The sequence below is a fragment of the Paenarthrobacter sp. Z7-10 genome, from assembly GCF_026932795.1.
GTDB lineage: Bacteria > Actinomycetota > Actinomycetes > Actinomycetales > Micrococcaceae > Arthrobacter_M.
Window position 1 is genome coordinate 52,824 of the sequence record NZ_JADPVH010000001.1, and the last position, 14,097, is coordinate 66,920.

Here is a 14,097-nt window from a genome sequence, read left to right on the forward strand (position 1 = left end):
CGGCCCGGCGCAGCCTGCTCGTCACGAAACTCGACGGACTTGGCGAGTACGACATCCGCCGGCCCCTTACGCCCACCGGAACCAATCTGCTGGGCCTGGTCAAGCACGTGGCAAGCGTCGAATTGGGCTATTTCGGCGAGGTGTTTTCGCGCCCTCATGGCCTGGATCTGCCATGGTTGAAGGAGACCGCGGAGCCGGATGCCGATCTGTGGACCCTGCCGCAGGAAACGCGGGGCATGCGGACATTCTGCGTGAACTGATTGATGGGACAGCCGGGCAACGCCCCGGAGACCCAAACCTGTCGGTGCGCAGTGGGGACGAATGGGCTGAGCATTGTGCACGGATCGACGCTGCCGCACGCTCGGCGGCAGCCGGAGCAGCGCCCCGGGCGGCAGCCGGAGCAGCGACCCGGACGGCAGCCGGGAAACACCGTCCGGAACCTGAGCACTGATCCACCGCACGGTCCGGACCGAATCGCCGCCCCGTTGCTCCGCTCGGGATTGCAGCTGCGCATCGGCACATGCCGCCACGCCGGTTCAGGCGTTCTGTTCCCGCACCTTTTCGATGATGTCCGTAACCGCTAGCGCGTCGGCTGGGTCTACCGGCAGCGGGCCGCCCTCGCGCAGTGCAGTGGCCAACAGGTCATAGAACCGGGGGAACTCCCCGCGTTCGGTCGGCACAGCTTCCAGTTGCCCGTCCTTGCCCAACAGACCCCAGTTCGCACGCGGATCCACGCCGTACGCCGGATCGCCGGGCAGCACACCAGCGGCGAGCGCGGCCTCCTGCTGGTCGCCGGTCAGCTTGGTATAGGCTCCCGAAGACCCGAGGACCCGCAGCCTCGGTCCCCGCTGCGCGCTGCTCAGATTCATCCACAAATGGGACCGCACCCCGCCGTCGTGCAACAGCGCCACAAAGCCGTCGTCGTCCGTCTTTTCCTGCCGTCGACGCACATCAAGCTCACCATAAACGTGCACTGCCGGCCCGAACAGCTGCAGCGCCTGATCGATCAAATGCGAGCCCAGATCGTACAGCACCCCGCCACCGTCACGCTCGGTGGCGGCAGCCTTCCAGGCCTTGACGATGTCCGGTTGCCAGCGCTCAAGCCTTGACTCGTAGCGCTGCACCCGGCCCAGGGCATTGCGAGCCAGCAGCGTCCGCAGCGTCAGGAACTCTCCGTCCCAGCGCCGATTTTGGTAGACGGTCAACGGCAGACCGCGCTGGCGGGCGAGTTCCACCAGATCGCGCCCTTCGGCGGACGTAACAGTAAAGGGCTTGTCGACGACGACGGCGAAGCCGGCTTCCAGCGACGCTCGGGTCAGCATGGCGTGCGTCCCCGGCGGCGTGGCGACAATGACCAACTCGACTTCATTTTCGCCCGGTACGTCGGCGCCGGCATCCACCATTCCCGGCGCGCGGACGCTGCTGACGCTGCGGAAAAACTCCTCGGGGCTGGGCAGAATCCGGGCCCGCGGAAACTGCCGGCGGGCCTGCTCCACCCGCGCCGGATTTGCCGTGACGATGAACTCCACCAAATAGCGCGGATTGGCCGCCATGGCCGGGGCGTGGAATACGCTGCCGGCCAGGCCGAAACCCAGCAAGGCGGTGCGGATGGGACGCTGCGCGTTCATCTTCGTAGGCTACCCCGCCCACCGCGGCGGAACCGTGCTCAGCCGGACTCCGCCACCTCCGACACGTCCGCCACTTCCGCCACTTCCGCGGATTACCCTTCAACCTTGCCCGACCGGACTCCGCCACCTCCGCCACGACCACCACGTCCGAAAATTGCCCTTCGTCCTTGCCCGTCCGGAGTCCGGGACTTGGTTAGGCTTCTGCCATGGCACAACTGACCCCGCGCACCACTGCCCCTCTCCCCCAGGCCGAAGCGGTCGCGCTGGACCGTGTGCTGCAGGCGGACAGGGACGTCACAATCTTTGTCGACGGCACCGTACATCGGCTTACGCCCGCCGCAGTGGATGCGGTAGTGGATCTGCTGCAACGCCTGGCCCGGGGCGAGGCAGTAACCGTCTCCAGTGTGGCGGAACTGCTGACCACCTCGCAGGCGGCCGATTTTGCCGGCATCTCCCATACCTTTCTGCGAAATATGACCGACCGTGGAGAGATTCCGGTGCAGTACCGCGGCAGCCATCGGCGGATCCGGCGGGACGACATGGAGGCGTGGCTTCGGACCCAGAAGAGTGCCGCCGGCACCGTTGACGTATCCGGAAACGGCCACGGTCCGAAAAACTCCGCCTGACCGGCCGGTCCGCGCCCGATCACCCTTTCCGCACCCGGGCCCCGTCGCGGAAACGGGAATTGACAGCGGAAACGCGGGTACTAGTTAAATCCGCGGCCTGCGGGCCCAGCGCCGGGCCTTCAGCGCCAGGTGCAGCTCCAGCCTTACCTGCCCGTGCAGCGGATCGGCTCCGATCAGGGCCCGGATCCGTGCAAGGCGGTTATAGACGCTGCTGCGGTGCAGGTGCAGACGGTCGGCCACATCCTGGACGGCCGAGTTGTTGTCGTACAGCAGTTCCAACACCGGCAGGAGCTCCGCGTTCCGATCCCGATCGGCCAACGTCCGGAAATGTACCGAGGACAGCTGCTCCCAACTTCCCGCCGCCAGCAGCTGATAGACACCGGTGGACCGGCAGTCCACCAGTTCGCCGAGCTGCGGATCGACCGCTGCCGCCTGGGCGGCAAGTTTCGACTGGAGGAAGGCCTGTGGAAATCGCCGGGGATCGGCAAACGATTCACTGATCCCCAAGATAATGCGCTGCACCGGTCGGCCCGAGCGTTTAGCCAGCTCCAGCTGGTACCTGACCAGGACGGCCGCATGGCTGGCCCGGCCGGCCGACTCGCGGAACAGCAGCACGGCATGGGTGTCGGTGCCGGCGCTGAACAGCGCCGCGTCCACGCCAATGCTGGCCTGCAGCGCCGCGCTGCGGTGAATTAGGGTGGCCGCCAACGGATCTGCGGAGGCATCATCGGCCCCTGCCGCGGCCGACCCGCCGTCGACCTCCAATGCCGTGACCAACTGCCACGGCCCCCGTCCATGCACCTGGGTCCAGTCCGCAACGTTCGCGATGGCCGTCGTGCCGCCGGCGCAGGCGGCCAGGAATTCCTGTTCGCGCCGGCGGCGATGCTCCGATTCGGCGGTATTGGAGTCCAGCAGCAGGGAGGCCAGCAGGTCCACCTCGTTGCGCACCTGCGGCAACTGCGCCAGGATGGCCGTCGCGGACTGCTCCGCTGCATCCTGCTGCACCCACAAATATCCCACCCGGAACCCGCGCACCAGCAGCGGAACGCAGACCCGGCCCAACATGCCAAGCTCGGAGTTGGCGGGAACGACGACGGGGCGCACGGCGGCGGCGATGCCGTGTGAAAGCTGCCAGGCACTCACATCCAGCGGAACCCGCTTGCTGAGCAAAAAATTCACCCGAACCCGATCGGCATGGGACTGGTTGGAGCTGTAGGCCAACAGCACGCCATCCAGATCCTCGAGCGAGAGCCCGCGGCCAAGCTTGAGCGCCGCGGCCTCCACCAGCAGTTCAACGTCGACGTTCGGCATGCCTGCAGCCTACCGTTTCGTGGCTACAGCAGAGGACACCTGACGCCCTGCAACGCGACATGTGTCGAGGTTTGTTTCTCCGGAACCCCGGAATGGCGGGGATCTGTTGCTCATCCCCGGGAAGCTCCGGTGTCTGCCCGCTCACAATCGGGCCTATTCTTGGTCCGTACGTTTTTCCCGCGGCGGCCAACAGAGCACGGAGTTTCCCATGATCATCGGCGTTCCCAAGGAAATCAAGAATAACGAATTCCGCGTGGCCATCACCGCGTCAGGCGTCCACGAGTTCACGACTCACGGACATACCGTGCTGGTCGAGAAGGGTGCGGGCTTTGGTTCCAGCATCACGGACGAGGAATACGCTGCTGCGGGCGCGGAACTGGTCGATGCGGCCGCTGACGTCTGGGGGCGCGCGGAGATGCTGATGAAGGTCAAAGAGCCGATCGCCTCCGAGTACGCCTATTTCCGCAAGGGTCTGGTGCTGTTCACGTATCTGCACCTTGCAGCGGAGCCGGAGCTCACGGCGGCGCTGATCTCCGCCGGCGTCACGGCCATTGCCTATGAGACGGTCCAGGAGGGCCGCTCGCTGCCGCTGCTGGCGCCGATGTCCGAGGTAGCCGGCCGGCTGTCCGTCCAGGTTGGTGCGCAATCTTTGATGGCGCCCGCCGGCGGTCCCGGCATCCTGCTGGGCGGCGTGCCTGGCGTCCGTCCGGCAAAAGTTGTGGTGCTGGGGGCCGGTGTTGCCGGCACCAATGCCGCCGCGATGGCCCTGGGTGCCGGCGCCGAGGTGACCATCCTGGATATTAACATCAACCGGCTGCGCGAATTGGACGCCATTTACCAGGGCAAGCTCAAGACGGTCGCCTCCAACACCTTGGAGATCGAGCGGTCGCTCCTTGAGGCGGATCTGGTGATCGGCTCGGTCCTCATCCCCGGGGCCAAAGCGCCGAAACTGGTGACCAACAATCTCGTTTCCCGGATGAAGCCGGGCTCGGTGCTGGTGGATATCGCGGTGGACCAGGGCGGCTGTTTCGAGGATTCGCACCCCACTACCCACGAGAATCCGACCTTCCTGGTGCACAACTCGCTGTTCTACTGCGTCGCCAACATGCCCGGCGCCGTGCCGAACACCTCCACCTACGCGCTGACCAACGTCACGCTGCGCTACGCCGTCGCGCTGGCCAATCTCGGCGTGAAGGCAGCCCTGCAGCGGGACCCGGCATTGGCAGCCGGACTCAACGTTGCCGGCGGCAAGGTCACCCATCACTCGGTCTCCACCGCCCACGGCCTGGATCTCGCAGCGGAGTGGTCCGAGCTCGTCTGAGGCAGCTGCCGCCCACCTGCCGGATCAATGGAGGGCGACGACCGTGCACGCCCGCCGTCGCTCTCCATCTGGCGGAGGTCACGGCGGCATGGTCGTTGTGTCCCCGATGGAGCTCTTTGGAAAACTTTTGATGCCTGTGCAGCAACATAGGCGGTAGTCTGTTCTTGTGACTGAGCAAACTACACGCGCCAATGATGCCGCCGCCGCCCGCCCAACCCTCTCCGGCACCGCGGATGTCCTCCCGGTGGAGGCCACCGAGGCGATAGCCCGGGCCCAGGCGGTCAGCACCGGTGGCATTCACCCGCATGAGGTGCTGCTGTCCGCGCGGGCGGCCAACATTAAGCAGTCGGCGGTCCGCGACGTTTTCGAGATTTCGATGCAGCCCGGGCTCGTCTCCCTGGCCGGTGGAAACCCTTACCTGCAGTCGCTCCCCTTGGCCGAATTGGGCCGGGTGGCCGAGCGGATAATCGCGGAGCAGGGGCTTGAAGCGCTGCAGTACGGCGGAGGTCAGGGGCTCCTGGAACTTCGCCGGCAGATCTGCGCGGTGATGGCCGAAGAGGGCATTACCGATGCCGATCCCGAGAACGTGGTGATCACGGCCGGCTCACAGTCCGCGCAGGACGTGGCGGCCAAGGTGTTCTGCGATCCCGGGGACGTGGTCCTGATCGAGGACCCCACGTACGTGGGCGCGCTGAACACCTTCGAGGCCTATCAGGTGGACGTCCAGGCCGTGGCGGTCGACGAGGACGGGTTGGTTCCAGCGGAGCTGCGGCGGCGGATCGAGGAAATCACGGCCGCGGGCAAGACGATCAAGATGTTGTACACCATTCCCAGCTTCAACAATCCCTCCGGCGTCACCCTGTCCCCGAACCGGCGGCAGGAAATTGTGGACATCTGCCGCGGGGCGAACATCCTGGTCCTGGAGGACAACCCATACGGACTGCTTCGGTTCGACGGCGATGTGCAGGCACCGTTGCGTGCCGGAAATCCCGACGATGTGCTCTACCTGGGCTCATTTTCGAAGATCTTCGCCCCGGGCCTGCGGATCGGCTGGGCCCTGGTGCCCGCCCACCTGAAGCAGCGTTTCTACCTGGCCAGCGAGGCGGTGACGTTGTGCCCGCCGTCGTTCAATCAGATGCTGGTTTCGGCATACTTCCGCGACTTCGACTGGAAAGGGCAGATCCGCACTTACCGGGCGCTCTACCAGGACCGCTGCCAGGCCATGCTCGATGCCTTGGAGCAGCACATGCCGGCCGGCGTCAGCTGGACCAAACCCGCCGGTGGATTCTTCATCTGGCTGACGCTCCCCGCCCAGATTGATACCTACCCACTGCTGCAGCAGGGCATAGACGCCGGTGTTGTCTTCGTCCCCGGCGCCGCTTTCACCTCGGTTGAAGGGCCCAGCAATAAATTGCGACTGGCCTTCAGCTCCGCCACGGAGGACAACATCCGCGAGGGTGTGCGCCGACTCGCACCGGTGCTCGCGGCAGCCTGCAGCGGCAACTGAGGGTCCCGCTGGCTAACCGCGGGTTAGGGCAGCGGTGGATGTGCCCTGCGGCGGCAGCTGAAGATGAATCGGCGACGCCGGATCCGCAGCCGGTGGCTCCTCCATCGGGACCGTTTTCGGGAATCCTTTGACCGGGACCAGCCGTCCGGCAGCGTCCTCGGGGATGGATTGATGCGCCAATCCCTGCGCCGGGACCACCTGCCGGCCGATGACCAGGATGGGTGTCCCGACGGCAGCCCGCTGTCCCTCCTGGACCAGGATCCGGGCCACCACTCCTGCGAACGGGGCGGGCAGCGCCAGACGAGAGGTGGCCGTTTCGACCTCCACCAGGACGTCGTCGAACGCCACCACGCCGCCCTCCATGACCTTCCAGGAGACGATCTGCGCGTCTGTCACGCCCGCTCCTAATTCGGGCAGACACAACGTAGCGGTGCTGGGCGTTCCCGGGTCAACCACGCGGCTCCCTCAGTAGGCCAACGCGCGGTCGAGGGCCTCCAGCAGGCGGTCAACATCCGGAAGGTAGTGCTCCTCCACTCGCGCCACCGGGTAAGGCATATGGAATCCCCCCACGCGCAGCACCGGGGATTCCAGTGCGTAGAAGCACCGTTCGCTGATCCGGGCCGCGATTTCACCGCCGACTCCGCCAAAGGTGGGTGCCTCATGGGCAACGATCAACCGTCCGGTCTTCTCGACGGAGGTGCTGACCGTTTCGAAATCCATCGGCGAAATGGAGCGCAGATCGATCACCTCAACGCTGTGGCCGTCCTCCTCCGCTGCGTCCGCAGCGGCCAACGCCACCGGAACCAAGGGCCCGTAGACCACGATCGTGGCATCCGTCCCCGGATGGATCACCCGCGCCTGGAAGGGATCGAGGCCAGGGTCGTCCGTGTTGATCTCACCCTTTTGCCAGTATCGGCGCTTGGGCTCAAAGACTATGACTGGATCGGGACACGCGGCCGCCTGCTGAATCATCCAATAGGCGTCGTGGGCGTTGGAGGGGGAAATGATGCGCAGTCCAGCGGTGTGCGCAAACAGCGCTTCCGGTGACTCGGAATGATGCTCAATGGAACCAATCCCACCGCCGTAAGGGATGCGGATCACCACCGGGGTACTGAGCTGGCCGGCGCTGCGGGCATGGATCTTGGCCAGTTGGGTGGTGATCTGATTGAACCCGGGAAACACGAAACCATCGAACTGGATTTCGCAGATCGGGTGGTAGCCCCGCAGCGCCAACCCAATGGCGGTGCCGATGATGCCAGCTTCGGCCAGGGGTGTGTCCACCACACGGTCCGCGCCAAATTCCTTCTTCAACCCCTCCGTCACCCGGTAAACGCCGCCTAAGGCACCGATATCCTCCCCCATCAGCAGCGCCTTGGGATTGTTTTTCAGAGTGGCCCGCAAACCTTCATTGATGGCCTTGGCTATGGTCATGGTGGTCATGCGGCGCCGCCATTTCGCTCGTCGACGGATTCCGCGGCATCAGGAAAGCTGGCTTGGTAGCGCTCAACCCACTCGAGTTCCTCTGTCACCAGTGGATGCGCCTGGGCGTAAACCTGGGCGAAGGAGGCGCGGATGTCAGGCACCGTCATGGCGAGCGTCGCCTTCCGGAGGTAGCCTGCCAGCTCATCGCCATCGGCGCGTATCCCGGCGAAAAAGGCGTCATCGACAAGGTTTTCCTTGCGCAGGTACGTCTCCAACCGGACCAGGGGGTCCTTGGCGCGCCACTTGTCCTCCTCCGCCGCCAACCGGTATTTGGTGGGATCGTCCGCCGTCGTGTGAGCCCCGAGCCGATAGGTGAACGCTTCGATCAGCACCGGCCCTGCTCCCGACCGGGCGTGCTCAAGGGCCCACTGGGAAACGGCATGCACGGCCAGCACATCGTTGCCGTCAACCCGGATGCCGGGGAAACCATACCCGGCGGCGCGGTTCACCAGCGGAACCCTGGACTGTACTTCGGAAGGCACCGAAATGGCCCAGTGATTGTTTTGGCAAAAGAACACAACGGGCGCCTGAAACGAAGCGGCAAAAACCATGGATTCGTGAACGTCTCCCTCGGAACTGGCTCCGTCCCCGAAATAAGCCATCACGGCCGCCGGCACCGCATCCGGGTCCGAAGCAAGATCGCGCTGGATACCCATGGCGTATCCCACCGCGTGCAGGGTCTGTACGGCCAGCACCAGCGTGTACAGATGAAAGTTGGTGTCCTTGGGATTCCAGCCACCGTGGGAAATGCCGCGGAACAGCCGCAGCAGCTGCGCCAGGTCCACACCACGCGTCAGGGCCACGCCGTGCTCCCGGTAGGTGGGGAAAATGTAATCCTGCGGCTCGCTCGCCTGCCCGGATCCGATCTGGGCTGCCTCCTGCCCGGTGAGCGGCACCCAAAGGGCAAGCTCGCCCTGACGCTGCAGGGCTGTCGCCTCCTGGTCAAAGCGGCGGATGGTTGCCATATCCCGATAGAAACTGCGGAGCTTTTCCGCGTCCAGACGCTGCAGGTAAGGGCTGAACGTCCCGTCGTGATGCAGGTTTCCGTGTTCGTCCAGCAGTTGCACCATGTGCACTTCCGGGGCCCCCGCCTCCGCTTCCGCCAAGGCTTCCCTGGCGTCATCGGGACCGGTCAGATCAAATTCCGTGGTGGGTAATTGCGCTTCGGCCACATCTCTCCTCGCCCGCCGCATCCACCGGACCGGCACCCATTACGGACATATGCCCGGCGCAACATACATAACGGCCGGCATATATCCACTGACTATTTGGTCTACTGTAGCGGTCGGGTGTCCCCGGCCCGCTGTCCTGAAGGCTAGAAACTCAGCGGCGCTTTTGTATATTCGGCACAGAGTTCCAGGAACCGCGAGTTGGCCTCGACCTCTCCGATGCTCACCCGAACTCCCTCATTGCCGAAGGCCCGGACCGAAAGTGCCTTTCGCTCGGCCAGCGCCGCAAATTCGGAGCTGTTACTGCCGAGGTTGAGCCAGACAAAATTCCCCTGCGCGTCGGGAACACTCCACCCCAACTCTTTCAGGCCAGCCGCCACCCGCTCCCGCTCGTCCACCAAGCTTTGCACCCTCTCCGCAACTTGGTCGTAATGCTGCAGGGAGGTTACAGCTGCGTGCTCGGCGACCGTGGACACACTGAACGGTGTAGCCGCCACCCGCAGGTACTGGGTCAGTTCGGGCCGGGACACCGAGTACCCCACCCGTAGTCCAGCCAAACCATGAGCCTTGGAGAAGGTCCTCAGGACCACGACGTTCGGGTACTTGCGGTACATGGCGATGCCGTCCACGGCGTCCTCGTCGCGGACGAACTCCAGGTACGCCTCGTCGATCACTATGACAACGTCCGATGGAACGGCTTGGATGAAGTTTTCGACCTCGGCCGTGCGCAGAATGGGCCCGGTGGGGTTGTTGGGCGTGCACAGCAGTATCACACGGGTTCGCACCGTGACAGCCGCCGCCATGGTCTGAAGGTCATGGGTGCCGTCGGGGTGGAGTGGAATCTGGACGCTTTCGGCCCCCGCGAGCCCCACGCAAATCGGGTACGCCTCAAAAGAACGCCAGGCGTAGATCACTTCGTCGGCCTTACCGTCGTCGTTTTGGCCGGCAAAGGTGGCCAGCAGCTGGTTCAAGGCACCAAGGCTGCCTGCGCCCGCCACGATGTCCGACGCAGGCACGTCAAGGAAACGCCCTAGTTCGGTGCGCAGAGTGGTGCTCAGCGAATCCGGATAACGGTTAACGTCGGTCCGGGAACTGATGGCCTCCAGGACGGCGGGAATCGGGCCAAGCGGATTTTCGTTTGACGAAAGTTTAAAGCTCTGCAGCCCCTCGACGACAACGGGCGGCTTCCCGGCGGCGTAGCTGGGCAGTTTGCCCAGAACCGGGCGGGGCGCGATGGCAGCAACGGTGCGGGGGTTCTCAGTAGACATAATTACAGCCTAAACCTCCGCGGCCAGCGGCTCTTCGCCTTGATCCACCGATGTCATTTGGGGTTGATCGGCGCTTTAAACCCGAGATGCCCATCTTTTCAGAGAAAGCCGGACTTACCACAGCTCAAATTCTCTGAAGAAGTAGGGACATCTCGCAGATGCAAGTTTCCATAGCCGGCGCTAAGCATCCTGGCGCGCCGACTCAAAAGTCAGCGCGGAATCCGGGGCCGTCGTTCAAAGCGTTGACCACCTATCGGAACGCTGTTAGCTTTTCCTGTTACGAAGTGATTTCGGCGATCTTCGATCGGGAGTGCCGTTTTGGCTGTTGAACCCCTCGCTTACCTGGACACCGGTGGAGCCTTTCCCTCCATCGTTTTCATCCACGGAATGACCTTCTCCAAGGAGACGTGGGACCCGATCGTTGACCGCCTCAAGGACCGGTTTCGCTGCCTCGCCGTTGATCTGCCCGGGCACGGCGGATCTCCCGGTTCAGGTGCCGACCCGCAGACCGTGGTCGCGCGGATCCGTGCAACGATCGTCGCCAACGCAGTGGTTCGGCCTGTCGTCGTCGGCCACTCGGCCGGCGCCATCCATGCAACCGCTTACGCCGCCTTCCACGATACCGCCGGGGCGGTGAACGTTGATCAGTCCGCTCGTGTGCTGCCCTTCGCCCGCTTCGTGCAGCAGTTGGCGCCAGCCCTCCGCGGACCGGATTTCGCGAAAGCCTTCGAACCCTTCGCGACCAGCATCGGGGTCATGAGGCTAGCCGCGCCCGAACGGGGGCGGGCGCTTAGGACACAACACATCGACCAGAAGCTGGTCCTCGATCACTGGTCCAGCCTGCTGAGTGAAACCCCGTCCGACTTGCAAGCCGGGATCGACAGGATTCTCGACCGTGTGACGGTACCGTACTTGTGGCTTGCGGGAGGGCCGGTCGACGTCGCCGACCGCGACCACCTTCTGGCCCACGTAGCTCAGGCACGCATCGAGACCTGGTCTGACGAGGGCCACATGGCGCACCTGGCCGAACCAGACCAATTCGCCGCCCGCGTCACCCAGTTCGTCATCGACGCAGAGTGAACCGGGACGCGTTGCGGGAGACTCTGCGGACCGGCCAGGGTCGGATCGGTCGTGGATCGACTCAGATGCGCAGTTCTGGTATCGAAAAAAGTCGCTCATGACACAGCTGGCACCTCCCTGCCCACTGGCCCTGGGAGCTTAACCGCGGCAATTACCGGTCTGCAAAACGCCTGCTGGTATGGAATTATGGCGCCATGGGTAAATTCATTGTCCGCGTGCTGATCAATGCCCTGGCCTTGTGGATTGCCAGCTGGGTCCTGCCGGGGCTCCAGGTCGCGTCGTCCGCTGCCACCGGTCTGGTCAAGGGCAACAGCGCGGCCGGCACGGCACTGGCCTTCGTTTTCGTGGGCCTCATTTTTGGCGTGGTGAACGCCCTGGTCAAGCCGATCGTCAAGCTGCTCTCGCTCCCTGTTACATTTCTGACCCTTGGCCTGTTCACGATTGTCATTAACGCCGCAATGCTGTGGCTGACATCCTGGTTGAGCTCGTATACCCCCGTCAGCTTCACGATCGACAGCTTCTTCTTCACGGCCATCCTGGCCGCCATCCTGATCAGCGTCATTTCCCTGATCGCGTCCGCCATTACCGGCGTGGGCAGGAGACGGTAGGGTCCGGCCCCGGACGGTCCGCTTCATCGGTTCCTTTCCCGCTCCGATGCGTCACTGCTTGCCGGCTTGAGTCCCGGTTTCCGCCTTCTGTGGCGGGTTCTGAGGCGTCATGGATTTATCCCTTCCCCGGTAGACGAACTTCCGGTAGGCCACTGCTCCTGTCAACGCCGCCGGTCCCAAAAATGCCAGCACGGCCGCCTTGTGCGCCAACACGGAGGGATCGATGCTCTCGTCCAGCCGGGCCGCGTCGGCAATGTAGGCATCCAGCTCGTGCGCACCAGCCGCTAATTGGCCGGGGTTGCCGATCCATGCTCCGGCGCGGCGGTCGGAGGTCACCGTAGTCCACTGCGCTGAATCCGGGGGCGGCCGCAGATCCAACGCCGCAACGATGTCATCCATGTTCTCCAAGGCGAGCACCCTGATCCCAGGCGCCACTGCGTAGTTTGCTCCCGGAGTCCCTGCAATGTTGATGATCTGCACATTGACGGCCGCGAGGAACACAGGATCGGCTGCCATCGCGGCGGCGTGGATTCCGCCCCCGCTGTGGGCATTGATCATCACTGGATCCGCCGTCTTTGCACCGGCGGCCGCAAGTGCCGCCCTGAGCCATTCCTGAACGAGGATCTGCCGCTGCGCGAACCAATTAGGCTGGCCGGCAGTGAGCGCCTCCAGGTCTCCCTCGACGTCCCAAGGGTTAGCGGCGTCCAGCGGCCACCATTGCTCGGTTCCCGGCAGATCGGCGATCCATGCCACCGTGCCATCGCCCCGGTCTACCCGCTTGATCACCAGGGCCCCCGGAGCAACGCGGTACGCGGCCCGGCTTCCGGCGTACAGGTCGTGCAGCGTGGTGGCCATTACCCCGCCAACCGAGCCGTCCTTTGCAACTGGACCACTCCCGCCCTGGCCGGGGCTGAAATCCGCCGGGCGAAGCTGCGTCAGCTCGAGCTGCCCAGGACGCAGCACCTCGGTACGGTCCAGAAAATACCGCAGACCACCGGCCGCCATCACTCCGAGTGGCTCCGGTGCGCGGCCGCCGTTCCCCACCGTCCGGGTCAGCAGCGTGCCAAGTCCCAGTGGAAGTCTAATCAGACCCGCCAGATATTCCGGAAAGCCGTTGACTGCGCCCTCCGTGCCATCCCGCAAACCGCGGTTTTCTATGCCTGACAGGACCGGCACGGCCTGCGCTGCCAGCACCCACGGGGCAAGGAATGGACCGCCCTGGCGCAGCTGCACACCGCCCAAGTAGGCGGCCGAGGATTTGACGGCCGCCATGGCAGCCGAGGAGCCGGTCTCAGCTTCCTCGTATCTGGTGAACGCCGTTCTGGCCTCGGACGCGATTTCCTGGACCTCCTGCTGGCAGTTCTGGCAGCCCGCCCCGGCAGCCCGCAGTTCCTCCAGCGCGGAGTATGGATAGGAATACACGCCCAAACATGCACGATCCAGGAAGGTCGCCGCGTCCAGGACGGTCATGACCAGCGGCGCCAGCCCGTCCGCGACCCGCTGGAGCGCCGGACCTGCGAGCGCCATCTGCTCCAGCACATACCGGATCGACCCCACTCCGCCGTAAACGGTGTACCCGGGATCTGAAGCCGCGCCGCTGGAACGGCCGCCGGACCCGGGCCAGGCAGCAGGCGGGAAAATATTGACGCCCGGGCTCAATGTGGCCCCCTGCCAACACCGGGAGCGCCCTCATCCCAAGCCAGCTGGTCCGCATAGCGCTGCAGCTCCGCGGACGCCCCGCGCAGTTGGGCAGCCGTATCCCGCATCCGCCGCTCGCGCAGCAGCAACGCATCCTTGAACAGGGTGGCCGCGCGCGAAAACCACTGTATTTGGCCTGCCGCGTGCACCTGCGCGCGCAGTCCGTCCATCAAATCCGCCGCCCGGGCCAGCTCGGCGGCGAGGTGCTGCACGTCCGCGGCCAGCGGCGGCGGGTGACCGGCCGTCGTCGTCATACTGTTTCTCCCTCCTCGTCCCACGCTAGGCCGGAGGCATCGCGGCTGTCAGCGTTCGACTACCGGAATGTGCATAACCCCGGGCCTCCGTCGCCCGGGGCAGGACAAGTACGGCGAACAGCCGCCCCGGGGCCCGGGACCGGAC

The 14,097-nt window shown here is 64.8% G+C and carries 14 protein-coding genes; 6 read left to right on the plus strand and 8 right to left on the minus strand.

Features of this window, described 5'->3' with window-relative positions; all coding sequences use genetic code 11:
- The first annotated feature begins 53 nt into the window (after window positions 1–53).
- Entirely contained in the window at window positions 54–260 is a 207-nt protein-coding gene (locus IV498_RS18765; RefSeq protein ID WP_330059132.1) for a mycothiol transferase, read from the plus strand.
- Between the two features lie 276 nt (window positions 261–536).
- Here IV498_RS18765 and IV498_RS00270 read toward each other — a convergent pair whose 3' ends face one another.
- Window positions 537–1,628: a Gfo/Idh/MocA family protein gene (locus IV498_RS00270; RefSeq protein WP_269044556.1), complete on the minus strand. Its 1,092-nt coding sequence runs from the start codon at window positions 1,626–1,628 to the stop codon at window positions 537–539.
- Between the two features lie 206 nt (window positions 1,629–1,834).
- On the opposite strand from IV498_RS00270, the gene IV498_RS00275 reads away from it, so the two are divergent.
- The gene (locus IV498_RS00275; protein WP_269044557.1) at window positions 1,835–2,254 is read left to right on the plus strand and encodes a helix-turn-helix domain-containing protein; all 420 of its coding nucleotides are present in this window, start codon (window positions 1,835–1,837) and stop codon (window positions 2,252–2,254) included.
- A gap of 84 nt (window positions 2,255–2,338) precedes the next feature.
- Here the strand turns inward: IV498_RS00275 and IV498_RS00280 are convergent, their stop codons facing one another.
- Window positions 2,339–3,565: a PucR family transcriptional regulator gene (locus tag IV498_RS00280; RefSeq protein WP_269044558.1), complete on the minus strand. Its 1,227-nt coding sequence runs from the start codon at window positions 3,563–3,565 to the stop codon at window positions 2,339–2,341.
- A gap of 208 nt (window positions 3,566–3,773) precedes the next feature.
- Here IV498_RS00280 and ald point away from each other — a divergent pair, with 208 nt between their 5' ends.
- A complete protein-coding gene (gene ald, locus IV498_RS00285) occupies window positions 3,774–4,886 on the plus strand; it encodes an alanine dehydrogenase (protein WP_269044559.1) in 1,113 nt (370 codons plus the stop codon).
- Window positions 4,887–5,052: 166 nt separating this feature from the next.
- Window positions 5,053–6,393, plus strand: coding sequence for an aminotransferase-like domain-containing protein (locus IV498_RS00290; protein ID WP_442951248.1), 1,341 nt, complete (start codon window positions 5,053–5,055; stop codon window positions 6,391–6,393).
- A 12-nt stretch (window positions 6,394–6,405) separates the two neighbouring features.
- Here the strand turns inward: IV498_RS00290 and IV498_RS00295 are convergent, their stop codons facing one another.
- From IV498_RS00295 to IV498_RS00310, 4 genes are all read right to left on the minus strand, one after another.
- The gene (locus IV498_RS00295) at window positions 6,406–6,849 is read right to left on the minus strand and encodes a biotin/lipoyl-containing protein (protein WP_269044560.1); all 444 of its coding nucleotides are present in this window, start codon (window positions 6,847–6,849) and stop codon (window positions 6,406–6,408) included.
- Between the two features lie 9 nt (window positions 6,850–6,858).
- A complete protein-coding gene (locus tag IV498_RS00300) occupies window positions 6,859–7,833 on the minus strand; it encodes an alpha-ketoacid dehydrogenase subunit beta (RefSeq protein WP_269044561.1) in 975 nt (324 codons plus the stop codon).
- A complete protein-coding gene (gene pdhA, locus IV498_RS00305) occupies window positions 7,830–9,068 on the minus strand; it encodes a pyruvate dehydrogenase (acetyl-transferring) E1 component subunit alpha (RefSeq protein WP_442951251.1) in 1,239 nt (412 codons plus the stop codon). Before pdhA ends, IV498_RS00300 begins: the two co-directional genes overlap by 4 nt.
- Before the next feature lie 122 nt (window positions 9,069–9,190).
- On the minus strand, window positions 9,191–10,312 hold the full coding sequence (locus IV498_RS00310; RefSeq protein WP_269044563.1) for a histidinol-phosphate transaminase: 1,122 nt from the start codon (window positions 10,310–10,312) through the stop codon (window positions 9,191–9,193).
- Between the two features lie 318 nt (window positions 10,313–10,630).
- On the opposite strand from IV498_RS00310, the gene IV498_RS00315 reads away from it, so the two are divergent.
- Window positions 10,631–11,392, plus strand: a complete 762-nt coding sequence (locus tag IV498_RS00315) for an alpha/beta fold hydrolase (RefSeq protein WP_269044564.1) — start codon at window positions 10,631–10,633, stop codon at window positions 11,390–11,392.
- 194 nt (window positions 11,393–11,586) lie between these two features.
- On the plus strand, window positions 11,587–12,000 hold the full coding sequence (locus IV498_RS00320) for a phage holin family protein (protein WP_269044565.1): 414 nt from the start codon (window positions 11,587–11,589) through the stop codon (window positions 11,998–12,000).
- 51 nt (window positions 12,001–12,051) lie between these two features.
- On the opposite strand, the gene IV498_RS00325 is transcribed toward IV498_RS00320, so the two are convergent.
- Complete coding sequence (locus IV498_RS00325; RefSeq protein ID WP_269044566.1) at window positions 12,052–13,659, minus strand: hypothetical protein; 1,608 nt, start codon at window positions 13,657–13,659, stop codon at window positions 12,052–12,054.
- Window positions 13,656–13,952: a hypothetical protein gene (locus tag IV498_RS00330; protein WP_269044567.1), complete on the minus strand. Its 297-nt coding sequence runs from the start codon at window positions 13,950–13,952 to the stop codon at window positions 13,656–13,658. The genes IV498_RS00325 and IV498_RS00330 overlap by 4 nt, the downstream gene beginning before the upstream one ends.
- Between the last annotated feature and the right edge of the window lie 145 nt (window positions 13,953–14,097).

What these genes read in the sequence shown, in the direction of transcription:
- IV498_RS00310 (WP_269044563.1), bottom strand. Translation starts at nt 10,312, where the DNA reads ATGTCTACTGAGAACCCCCGCACCGTTGCTGCCATCGCGCCCCGCCCG.
- IV498_RS00280 (WP_269044558.1), bottom strand. Translation starts at nt 3,565, where the DNA reads ATGCCGAACGTCGACGTTGAACTGCTGGTGGAGGCCGCGGCGCTCAAG.
- IV498_RS00270 (WP_269044556.1), bottom strand. Translation starts at nt 1,628, where the DNA reads ATGAACGCGCAGCGTCCCATCCGCACCGCCTTGCTGGGTTTCGGCCTG.
- IV498_RS00320 (WP_269044565.1), top strand. Translation starts at nt 11,587, where the DNA reads ATGGGTAAATTCATTGTCCGCGTGCTGATCAATGCCCTGGCCTTGTGG.
- IV498_RS00330 (WP_269044567.1), bottom strand. Translation starts at nt 13,952, where the DNA reads ATGACGACGACGGCCGGTCACCCGCCGCCGCTGGCCGCGGACGTGCAG.
- IV498_RS00275 (WP_269044557.1), top strand. Translation starts at nt 1,835, where the DNA reads ATGGCACAACTGACCCCGCGCACCACTGCCCCTCTCCCCCAGGCCGAA.
- IV498_RS00300 (WP_269044561.1), bottom strand. Translation starts at nt 7,833, where the DNA reads ATGACCACCATGACCATAGCCAAGGCCATCAATGAAGGTTTGCGGGCC.
- pdhA (WP_442951251.1), bottom strand. Translation starts at nt 9,068, where the DNA reads ATGCGGCGGGCGAGGAGAGATGTGGCCGAAGCGCAATTACCCACCACG.
- ald (WP_269044559.1), top strand. Translation starts at nt 3,774, where the DNA reads ATGATCATCGGCGTTCCCAAGGAAATCAAGAATAACGAATTCCGCGTG.